The organism is Actinomadura darangshiensis, from assembly GCF_004349235.1.
Classification (GTDB): domain Bacteria; phylum Actinomycetota; class Actinomycetes; order Streptosporangiales; family Streptosporangiaceae; genus Spirillospora; species Spirillospora darangshiensis.
Window position 1 is genome coordinate 1 of record NZ_SMKY01000324.1, and the last position, 9,307, is coordinate 9,307.

Annotated in this window: 12 protein-coding genes; 7 read left to right on the top strand and 5 right to left on the bottom strand. The window is 72.2% G+C overall.

The features are described 5' to 3' along the window. A partial coding sequence (locus E1293_RS50355; protein WP_165978608.1) for a hypothetical protein occupies window positions 1–418 on the top strand: 418 nt, incomplete at its 5' end. A 15-nt stretch (window positions 419–433) separates the two neighbouring features. On the opposite strand, the gene E1293_RS39895 is transcribed toward E1293_RS50355, so the two are convergent. Together E1293_RS39895 and E1293_RS39900 are read right to left on the bottom strand one after the other, a co-directional pair. Further along, complete coding sequence (locus E1293_RS39895) at window positions 434–1,894, bottom strand: leucyl aminopeptidase family protein (protein WP_132204158.1); 1,461 nt, start codon at window positions 1,892–1,894, stop codon at window positions 434–436. Window positions 1,895–2,028: 134 nt separating this feature from the next. Next, complete coding sequence (locus E1293_RS39900) at window positions 2,029–2,196, bottom strand: DUF3117 domain-containing protein (protein ID WP_083946426.1); 168 nt, start codon at window positions 2,194–2,196, stop codon at window positions 2,029–2,031. A gap of 153 nt (window positions 2,197–2,349) precedes the next feature. Here E1293_RS39900 and E1293_RS39905 point away from each other — a divergent pair, with 153 nt between their 5' ends. The 4 genes from E1293_RS39905 to E1293_RS39920 are packed head-to-tail and all read left to right on the top strand — an operon-like array spanning window position 2,350 to window position 5,298. Beyond that, window positions 2,350–3,153, top strand: coding sequence for a PaaX family transcriptional regulator (locus E1293_RS39905; RefSeq protein WP_132204160.1), 804 nt, complete (start codon window positions 2,350–2,352; stop codon window positions 3,151–3,153). Continuing rightward, window positions 3,146–3,931 (top strand): enoyl-CoA hydratase-related protein, encoded by a 786-nt coding sequence (locus E1293_RS39910; protein WP_132204162.1) that lies wholly within the window; start codon window positions 3,146–3,148, stop codon window positions 3,929–3,931. Before E1293_RS39905 ends, E1293_RS39910 begins: the two co-directional genes overlap by 8 nt. 24 nt (window positions 3,932–3,955) lie before the next feature. Continuing rightward, window positions 3,956–4,717: an ABC transporter ATP-binding protein gene (locus E1293_RS39915; protein ID WP_132204164.1), complete on the top strand. Its 762-nt coding sequence runs from the start codon at window positions 3,956–3,958 to the stop codon at window positions 4,715–4,717. Window positions 4,718–4,722: 5 nt separating this feature from the next. Further along, on the top strand, window positions 4,723–5,298 hold the full coding sequence (locus E1293_RS39920; protein ID WP_132204166.1) for a hypothetical protein: 576 nt from the start codon (window positions 4,723–4,725) through the stop codon (window positions 5,296–5,298). A gap of 26 nt (window positions 5,299–5,324) precedes the next feature. Here E1293_RS39920 and E1293_RS39925 read toward each other — a convergent pair whose 3' ends face one another. Then, complete coding sequence (locus E1293_RS39925; protein WP_132204168.1) at window positions 5,325–6,509, bottom strand: RNA-guided endonuclease InsQ/TnpB family protein; 1,185 nt, start codon at window positions 6,507–6,509, stop codon at window positions 5,325–5,327. A 93-nt stretch (window positions 6,510–6,602) separates the two neighbouring features. Here E1293_RS39925 and E1293_RS39930 point away from each other — a divergent pair, with 93 nt between their 5' ends. Next, a complete protein-coding gene (locus E1293_RS39930) occupies window positions 6,603–7,151 on the top strand; it encodes an FtsX-like permease family protein (protein WP_132204170.1) in 549 nt (182 codons plus the stop codon). Here E1293_RS39930 and E1293_RS39935 read toward each other — a convergent pair. Both E1293_RS39935 and E1293_RS39940 read right to left on the bottom strand, forming a co-directional pair. Then, entirely contained in the window at window positions 7,120–7,692 is a 573-nt protein-coding gene (locus tag E1293_RS39935) for a DNA-3-methyladenine glycosylase I (protein WP_132204172.1), read from the bottom strand. The genes E1293_RS39930 and E1293_RS39935 overlap by 32 nt on opposite strands. A 15-nt stretch (window positions 7,693–7,707) precedes the next feature. Beyond that, window positions 7,708–8,136, bottom strand: coding sequence for an SRPBCC family protein (locus E1293_RS39940; RefSeq protein WP_132204174.1), 429 nt, complete (start codon window positions 8,134–8,136; stop codon window positions 7,708–7,710). 296 nt (window positions 8,137–8,432) lie between these two features. Between E1293_RS39940 and E1293_RS39945 the strand changes: the two genes are divergently transcribed. Beyond that, the coding region (locus E1293_RS39945) for an IS110 family transposase (RefSeq protein ID WP_243717271.1) at window positions 8,433–9,307 on the top strand (875 nt) is incomplete at its 3' end.

Genomic DNA, 9,307 nt, shown 5'->3' on the forward strand with positions numbered 1-9,307 from the left:
GTTCGGGGCGGGGCTGCTGATGTCGGCCGGCGGGATGCTGGCGCGCCGTCCCGTCCTGGAGTTCGACGGCGGCGGGGTGCGGCGCCCGGCGCGCTGGCCGCTGCCGAGGCGGGCCGGGCGGACGCTGCCGTGGGACGAGGTGGCCGCGATCACGGCGCTGCGGCGCGGGGTCGGCGGCACCCGCCGCGGCGAGCAGGACTACCTCGTGTTCCTGCCCACCCCGGAGCTGGCCGAGCTGGCGCGCACGTCGGAGCGGCCGCGGCTGGTGGCGCTGACGATGCGGGACGTGCCGTCCACGGCGGCGGCGGTCCCGTGGTGCTTCGAGGTGGAGGCGGGCTGGGACGCCACGCTCCCGGAGATCGTCAAGCAGGCCCGGCGGCGCCGCCGCGTCACGGTGATCGACCGCCGCAACAAGTGACCGGCTCGCCCCGGGTCAGGCCGTCAGCCAGCTGAGCAGCAGGCGGGCGCCGTACCCGGTCGCACCGCGGGTGATCTCGGCGTCCTCCGACGTGGACCGGCCGGGGCCGGCGATGTCGAGGTGCGCCCACGTCCGGTCGCCGACGAACTCGCGCAGGAACAGCGCCGCCGTGATCGAGCCGCCGCCGTAGCCGCCGCGCCCGATGTTGTTGATGTCGGCGATGTCGGAGTCGATCCCGTCGCGGTAGTCGTCCACGAGCGGGAGCCGCCACACGAGTTCGCCCGCGGCCGCCCCGGACCGGGTGAGGGCGCCGGCGAGGGCGTCGTCGTTGCTGAACAGCGCGGCGTGCCGCAGGCCCAGCGCGACCTTCGCGGCCCCGGTGAGCGTGGCGAGGTCGACGACCACGTCGGGGTCGAGCGCGGCGTCGGCGTAGGCGAGCGCGTCGGCGAGGACGAGGCGCCCCTCGGCGTCGGTGTTGAGGACCTCCGAGGTCGTCCCGCCGAAGTGGGTGATCACGTCGCCGGGGCGCATCGCGGACCCGGACGGCATGTTCTCCGCCGCGGCGACCAGCCCGGTGACGCGGGCGCGGACGCCGAGGGCGCGCAGCGCGCCCAGCACGGCGATGACCACGCCGCCGCCCGCCATGTCGGTCTTCATGGTCTTCATGCCCTCGTTGGGCTTCAGCGACAGGCCGCCGCTGTCGAACGTGATCCCCTTGCCGACGAGCACGACGTGCCGGTCGGCGGGCTCCTCGGGCACGTAGGAGATCTCGATCAGCCGGGGCGGCCGGGACGAGCCGCCGCCGACCGCCAGCAGGCCGCCGAACCCCTCGTCCACCAGCTCCTTCTCGCCGCGCACGCGGACCGTGAGGCCGGCCTCGGCGGCGACCTGCTCGGCCTGGGCGGCGAGCCAGGACGGGGTCTTCTCGCGGGCCGGCGTGTTGGCGAGGTCGCGCGCCAGTGCCGACGCCCGGGCCCGTACGGTGCCCAGCTCGATCGCCGGGGCGTCGGACTCGGGCCCGGCCTCGGTCAGCACGGCGAACGTTTCGAGCGCCTTCCGGGCGGGCGGGGCACCGATCTTGAACTCGTAGGAGGCGAGCAGCGCCCCCTCGACGAACGCGGCGAGGTCGCCGGCCGGCACGCCGGCGACGAGCGCCGTGCGCCCCCTGCCGCGGCGGGCCAGCGCGGCACCGGCCTTGCGCAGGTCGGCCGGGGCCGCGTCGCCCACGCCGTACAGCAGCAGTTCCCGTACCCGGTCGCCGACGCGGACCTGCGTGGCGACGATCTCGCCCGGCTCGCCCTTGGCCCGGTGCAGCGCGAGCAGCTCGTCCAGCGTGAACGGCAGCGACGCCGCCACCTCGGCGGCGGGCGCCACGGGCCCGGCGGAGACCGGTACCGCCACCACCTCGGCCCCGAGGTCGACCGCGGTCTGCGACACGGTGCCGCCGGCGCCGTGGATGCGGGTCTCGATGGGCATGGCGGTGGGTCCCCCTGGTCTGCGAAGGCTGGGTCTGCAACGGTTACGGGCCGGAAACGGCCGGTGGGAACGGCAAGGGCCCCGGCGATGCCCGCCGGGACCGTCACCGGTGAATACGGGAGCGGCGGGGGAGGTCAGCCCACGACGCCCTTGAGGGCCTCGCCCAGCTCCTTGGCCTCGTCCGCGGAGAGCTCGACCACGAGGCGGCCGCCGCCTTCGAGCGGGACCCGCATGACGATTCCGCGTCCCTCCTTGGTCACTTCGAGCGGACCGTCTCCCGTCCGCGGCTTCATAGCCGCCATGCGTGCATCCCCTTCCTGCGTAGGGCCGCGGCCTCCGCACACCTGTGGCCGCGTGGCCGCGTGTCGCATCCGCGTCATCAGTAGGAGGCCCATTATCCCGTGTTCCGGGCGCGAAGTGGTAACGATCAGCCTCCAGATCGGCAGACTGTGAGCGTGAACGCTCGTTCGGCGCTGTTCGATCTGTACGGGGACCACCTTCGTGAGCGGGGCGGAAACGCCCCGGTCGCGGCGCTGGTCCGGCTCATGGCGGCCCTCGGCGTGGCCGCTCCGGCGGTCCGCACCGCGGTGTCGCGGATGGTTCGGCAGGAGTGGCTGGAGCCCGTCCGGCTGGCGCAGGGGCCGGGCTACGCGCTGACTCCGCGCGGCCTGCGGCGGATGGACGACGCGGGCCGCCGCGTCTACCGGGAGCTGGGGCCGTGGGACGGCACCTGGCACGTCCTGGTCGTGGAGCGGGTGCGAGAGCGGGCCCGGCGCGACCGGCTGACGTCCGGCCTCGCCTACCTCGGCTACGCACGGCTGGACGAGACGACGTGGATCGGCCCGCGGGCGTCCCCGGAGCTGGATCCGCTGCTCGCGGCGGAGTCGGTGCGGGCGGAGCGGTTCAGGTCGTCCTACGAGGGGGACGCGCAGGGGCTCGTCGCGCGGGCGTGGGACCTGGACGGCCTGGCCCGCTCCTACGAGCGGTGGCTGGCCGACGCCGAGGAGGCGGTGCGGGCGGAGCCGGCCGGGTCGGACGAGCGGGCGTTCGCGCTGCGCAGCGGCCTCGTCCACGAGTGGCGCAAGTTCCTGTTCCGCGACCCGGGCCTGCCGCCGGACCTGCTGCCCCCCGGATGGCCCGGCACGGAGGCGGCGCGCTTCTTCGACGCGGAGGCGGCCCGGCTCTTGCCCGCCGCGTCCAGGTTCGTCGATGGTTGCCTGGGAAGATCTACGCGGGACCGAGAGGACGACGATGGCTGAGACCGTGCTTTACGACGTGACCGGCGGTGTGGGAACGATCACACTGAACCGTCCCGACGGGATGAACTCGCTGACCGCCGAGATGAAGGAGGCGCTGCGCGCGGCGATCGAGCGCGCCGCCGCCGACCCGGCCGTCCGCGCGGTGGTCCTCACGGGCGCGGGACGGGCCTTCTGCGCCGGGCAGGACCTGCGGGAGCACGGCGACAACCTGGCCGCGGGCAAGGGTCTGGACGACACGGTCCGCAAGCACTACAACCCGATCGTGCTGGGGCTCACGGGGATGCGGAAGCCGGTGGTGGCGGCGGTGAACGGCGTCGCGGCGGGCGCGGGCGCGTCGCTGGCGTTCGCGTGCGACCTGGTCGTCGCGTCCGAGAAGGCCCGGTTCGCGACGGCGTTCACCGGCATCGGGCTGGCTCCCGACAGCGGCATGTCGTGGACGCTTCAGCGCCTCGTCGGCCGTGCCAAGGCCACCGAGCTGCTGCTGCTGGGCGAGCCCGTGAAGGCGCCGGAAGCCCTGGAGCTGGGCCTGGTGGCGCGGGTCGTCCCGGCGGACGAGCTGGCCCCGGCGTCGGTGGAGCTGGCGCGGCGGCTGGCGGCCGGCCCGACGGTCTCCTACGGCGCGGTCAAGTCGGCGCTGGACTACGCGGCGACGCACGACCTGGCGGCCGCGCTCGAACGGGAGGCGGAGCTCCAGGACGAGTGCGAGAAGACCAGCGACCACCGCAACGCGACCGAGGCGTTCCTGAAGAAGCAGCAGCCGGAGTTCGAGGGCCGCTGACCTCGGGCCTCCCGCCGGGGCGAGGTGGGGCCTTCCGCCGCACCCCCTGCCGGGCACGTCCACGACCATGTCGCCGTCGCGCGCGACGTGGTGAAGTCGTACGGGACGGGCGACGGCGCGGTGACCGCGCTGCGCGGTGTGTCGGCGGCGTTCCCGCGCGGCCGCTTCACCGCGATCATGGGGCCGTCCGGCTCCGGGAAGTCGACGTTCCTGCACTGCCTGGCGGGGCTCGACACCGTCTCGTCCGGCTCGGTGCTGATCGGGGACGTCGACATCACGAAGCTGTCCCGGACGCGGCTGACCAAGCTGCGCCGCGACCGGCTCGGGTTCGTGTTCCAGTCGTTCAACCTGCTGCCGATGCTGACGGCGGAGGAGAACATCCGGCTGACCGGGCGGCTCGGGAACCGGCGCGCCGACCGGGAGTGGTTCGCGACGATCGTGGACGCGCTCGGGCTGCGGGAGCGGCTGTCGCACCGGCCGGGCGAGCTGTCGGGCGGGCAGCAGCAGCGCGTCGCGGTGGCGCGGGCGCTGCTGACCCGGCCGGAGGTGCTGTTCGCGGACGAGCCGACCGGCAACCTCGACTCCCGCTCGGGCGCCGAGGTGCTGGGGTTCCTGCGCACCGCCGTGGACGCCTACCGGCAGACGGTGATCATGGTGACGCACGATCCGGCGGCCGCCGCGCACGCCGACCGGGTGCTGTTCCTCGCCGACGGGGTGATCGTCCACGAGCTGCACGCGCCCACCATCGACGGCGTCCACGCCGTGATGCGCCGGATGGAGGGCTGACCGGCATGTGGCTGATCGCGCGCCGCTCGTTCGCCGAGGGCTGGATGCGGCTGGCCGCCACGCTGCTGGCGGCGATGTTCTCGATCGGGCTGATCGCCGGCTCGGTGCAGTTCGCGATGCGGGCGCAGGAGGCGGTGTCGGGCAGCGACGCCAGCGAGTACTCCCGCACCGACGTGCCCGTCCAGGGCGGTGCGGCCGACCCCGACGACCCGTACTCGGCGCCGGACGGCCAGGTCGCGCTCGCCGACGTGGCGGGACGCCCCGGCGTAGCGGCGGTGGCGGGGGACGCGATGGTCCCGGTGACCGCGCACGGCTCCGGCGGCGAGCCGATCCTGCCGCCCGCCGGTGCTGGGACGACGCTGCGGCCGTGGACGTCCGACGGCCGCCTCAACCCCTACCGCCTGGAGTCGGGGCGGGCGCCCGCGGCCGACGGCGAGGTCGCGGTCACCCGGCACGTCGCCCGCGCCGGGAAGCTGGGCGTCGGCGACCCGCTGAAGGTGCTGCTGCCGAAGCAGAGCCGCCGCACGGCGACGGGCGGAACAAAAGAAGGAGAAGAAGAAGATGGCAGAGCGTCTGGTTGACTTCATCCTCGCCCGAAGGAGAGGTCCTATGGCTCGCACCGCAGATTTTCCTGCTTCGTTGCCGATCGCACCCGAGAGGTCTCGGAGTGTCTGACATCAGCTCCACAGGCCGACACCGAAAGTCCTTCGGCCAGAATGTTCTTGGCGGCGTTGATGTCCCTGTCATGAAGGGTGCCGCAGTCCGGGCACGTCCAGTGCCGGGTGTCGAGCGCAAGCCGGGCCAGTAGGTGCCCGCATGCCGAGCACAGCTTAGAACTTGGGTACCAGCGGTCGATGACCACCAGCCGTCTGCCCCATCGGGCCGTCTTGTACTCCAGCATGGCGCGAAAGGTGCCCCATCCGCAGCCCGAGATGGCGCGCGCAAGGCTACGGTTGCGGACCATCCCAGCGACGTTGAGATCCTCGACCACGATCACGTCGTAGCGGCGCACGAAGCTCGTGGTGGTCTTGTGAAGAAAGTCCTCGCGGGTCCGGCGCACCTTGCCGTGCGCGGCAGCTACTTTGCGGGCGGCTTTTCTCCGGTTCGCGCTGCCCTTACACTTGCGAGCCATGCGCCGCTGGTAGCGGGCGAGATTGAGCTGCTTGCGTTCCAGATGCCGTGGGTTGGCGACACGGTCGCCGTCTGATGTCACTGCCAAGTCGATGACGCCCAGATCGATGCCGACATGCTCATCGGTCAGCGGCAGGGCGCCCGGGGCATCGGTGTCGATGACGAAGGACACGTACCACATGCCGTCTGGCTCCCGGCTCACCGTCACCGTGGTTGGGTTGAGGGTGACGGGATCTATGTCGGGCCAGGACCATATGTGCCGTAATGACCCGGCCATCTTGGCCAGATACAACTCACCTTCGCGCATGCGGAACGCTGAGCGGGTGTAGGTGGCCGATTGCTTGCCGGTGCGGGATTTAAAGCGCGGGTGGCGAGTGCGTTTGGCGAAGTAACCAGCAAACGCCCTGGACTGGTGCCGCAGCGTCTGCTGCAGCGGCACCGATGACACCTCGTTGAGAAATGCCAGCTCTCCGGTTTTCTTTAGCTGGGTCAGGTACCGGTCCGACTCGGCGTATGTGGTCGTGACACCTTGAGCGCGGTAGCGCTTGGTGCGCCAGTCCAGCACATCATTCCAAACCTTGCGCACACACCCGAACGTACGGTTCAACACCACCGTCTGCCCGGGGTCCGGATATGCCCGGCACTTGTACGCCATTCTCACGAACCGAAGCCTACATGATCATTTGATCGTATCGTAACGACACGCCTACTCGGAGTGAAATTCATTGGTCAGACGGCCGGGACCCGCTGACCGTTGCCGCCGCCCTACCACGCCCCGTCCCGTCTCTTCGCGGACCAGGCCGTCGTCTCCTCGGCGACGATGGACCGGCTCGACCCGACCGCGTCCACCCAGGTCGTCCTCGTGCGCGGCGGCTCCGAACAGGCCCTCAACCACCCGTTCGCGGACGTCCCCGGCGTGAAGGTGATGGACAAGCCCCACTACGTGAAGACGGCCGCCGGCGCGATGACGAAGGGCATGCGGGTCGTCTACGGGTTCATCGGGATGGCGCTGGTCCTCGCCCTGTTCGGCAAGGCCACCACCGTCTCGATGAGCGTGAGCGAACGGACCCGCGAGTGCGGCCTGCTCGGCGCGGTCGGCGCGACGATGGCGCAGATCCGCGCGATCGTCCGCTGGGAGGCCGCGACGGTCGTCCTGCTGGGCAGCAGTGTCCATTGCGTCGCCCTTGGCGTCGGGCCCAGGGGCCCTCCGCTGGCGGGCAACGCGGCGATCGCTGGCATCGCTCCGTCTCGCCTTGCGGCTCGCTACGCGATCAGTACGCACCGTGGCGGTGGCAGCCCGTGAGGTGGTCGTTTACCAGGCCGCAGGCTTGCATGAGGGCGTAGGCGGTGGTGGGGCCCACAAAGCGGAAGCCGTTCTTCTTCAGGTCCTTGGCAAGCGCCTTGGAGGCGTCGGTGTAGGCGGGGACCTCGGACATCTCGGTGTAGGACGGGGAGTCGGGGTCGGCGTAGCGCCAGGCGGTGGCGGCCAGGCCGTCCGGGAGGTCGAGGGCCGCGCGGGCGTTGGCGACGGCGGCGTCGATCTTGGCGCGGTTGCGGACGATGGCGGCGTCGGCCATCAGGCGCTCGACGTCGTCCGGGCCGAACGCGGCGACCTTCTCGGCGTCGAAGCCGCGGAACGCGGCGCGGAAGCCCTCGCGTTTGCGCAGGATCGTCAGCCACGACAGGCCGGACTGGAACGCCTCCAGGCACAGCCGCTCGTAGAGGCCCTGGTCGTCGCGGACCGGACGGCCCCACTCGTCATCGTGGTAGGCGACGTAGTCGGGCGCCGAAAGCCCCCAGGGGCAGCGCGCCAGCCCGTCCTCGCCCAGAATCGCGGTACTCACGCGGCCTGTTCTACCTCATGCCTGCGACAGAACGGCCAGCCGGCGGAGCCCGATGCCCAGGAACATCTTCACGACGGGCCCGGCGACCAGCCAGCCGGCGCGGCCGAAGGCGCCGAGGGGCAGGTCGATGCGCTCCGCCCAGATGACGCGGCTGCCCGAACCCTCGGGGACGACCTTGAAGAACGCCTCGCCGCGCACCACGCGGCCGGTGTGCCGGACGGCGACGCGGCGCCCGTCCCGCCAGTCGGTGATCACCATGGTGTCGGTGAAGCCGACCGGGCCGATGCCCGTCCACGCCCTGAGCTCGTCGCCGGGCTTGTCGCCGCCCTCCGCCCGGGTGAACGGCATCCACTCGGCGTGCCGCGGCCAGTCGGTCAGGACCGCGAAGACGCGCTCCGGCGGGGCCGTCGAGACGGCCTCCGCGTGGACGGCGACGACGCTCACTGGTGCACCATCCTCTTGTCGGTAGCCGTGAGACTGCTGATGCACCCGAGGTGCCGCCGGGTCACCGCCCCGCTCGCTCGACGCGTTGACGTCCAGCGTGAGTTCTGCGGGATCCGGCGGTTACCCGGGGCGTGGAGACCGTCGACAGGGCTGAGCGCCGTCGAGCGCCGAACAGTGAGCGAACTGGCAGGCACGCCCCGGTACCGAGATGAGGGTGCCTCCCCACTGGGTCTAGCAGCGGAGAGGCTGACATGGAGTCTGCCAGCACGAGCCTGCCGGCGGTAGCACCGAACGGTATGACCGCAGGCGTGGACTGGGCCAACGACGACCACGCGGTCGCGGTCGTCGACAACACCGGACGGGCGATCAAGAGGTTCAGCGTCCCGCATACCGGCACCGGGCTGCGGGATCTGGTCCGCAAACTCCAGGCCGCGGGAGCGGCCGAGGTGGCGATCGAACGCAGTGACGGCAAGCTTGTCGACGCGCTGCTGGACGCCGGGTTCACGGTGGTGGTGATCAGCCCGAACCAGCTGAAGAACCTGCGCTCCCGCTACGGGTCGGCGGGCAACAAAGACGACCGGTTCGACGCGTTCGTCCTGGCCGACACACTGCGCACCGACCGGGCCCGGCTGCGTCCGCTGCTGCCCGACAGCCCGGCAACGACGACGCTGCGGCAGACCTGCCGGGCCCGCCGGGACCTGGTCGCCCACCGGGTGGCGCTGGCCAACCAACTGCGCGCCCACCTGCAGATCGCCTTCCCCGGCGCGGTCGGCCTGTTCGCCGACATCGACAGCCCGATCAGCCTGGCGTTCCTGCACCGGTTCGACTGCCAGGACCGCGCCGGCTGGCTCTCGCCCCGCCGGCTGGCCGCCTGGCTGCGCAGCGTCGGCTACTGCGGCCGCACCGACCCCGCGGTGCTGCACCAGCGACTGGCCGACGCGCCCACCGGCGCGACCGGCGACGACGGCGCCGCCAAAGCCCACATCACCCGGGCGATGCTCGCCGTTTTGACCAGCCTGGTCGAGCAGATCGCCGTCCTGGAACGCCAGATCGCCGAACAGCTCGCCCTGCACACCGACGCCCACATCTTCACCTCCCTGCCCCGCTCGGGCACCATCCGGGCAGCCCGCCTCCTGGCCGAGATCGGCGACTGCCGCGCCCGGTTCCCCAC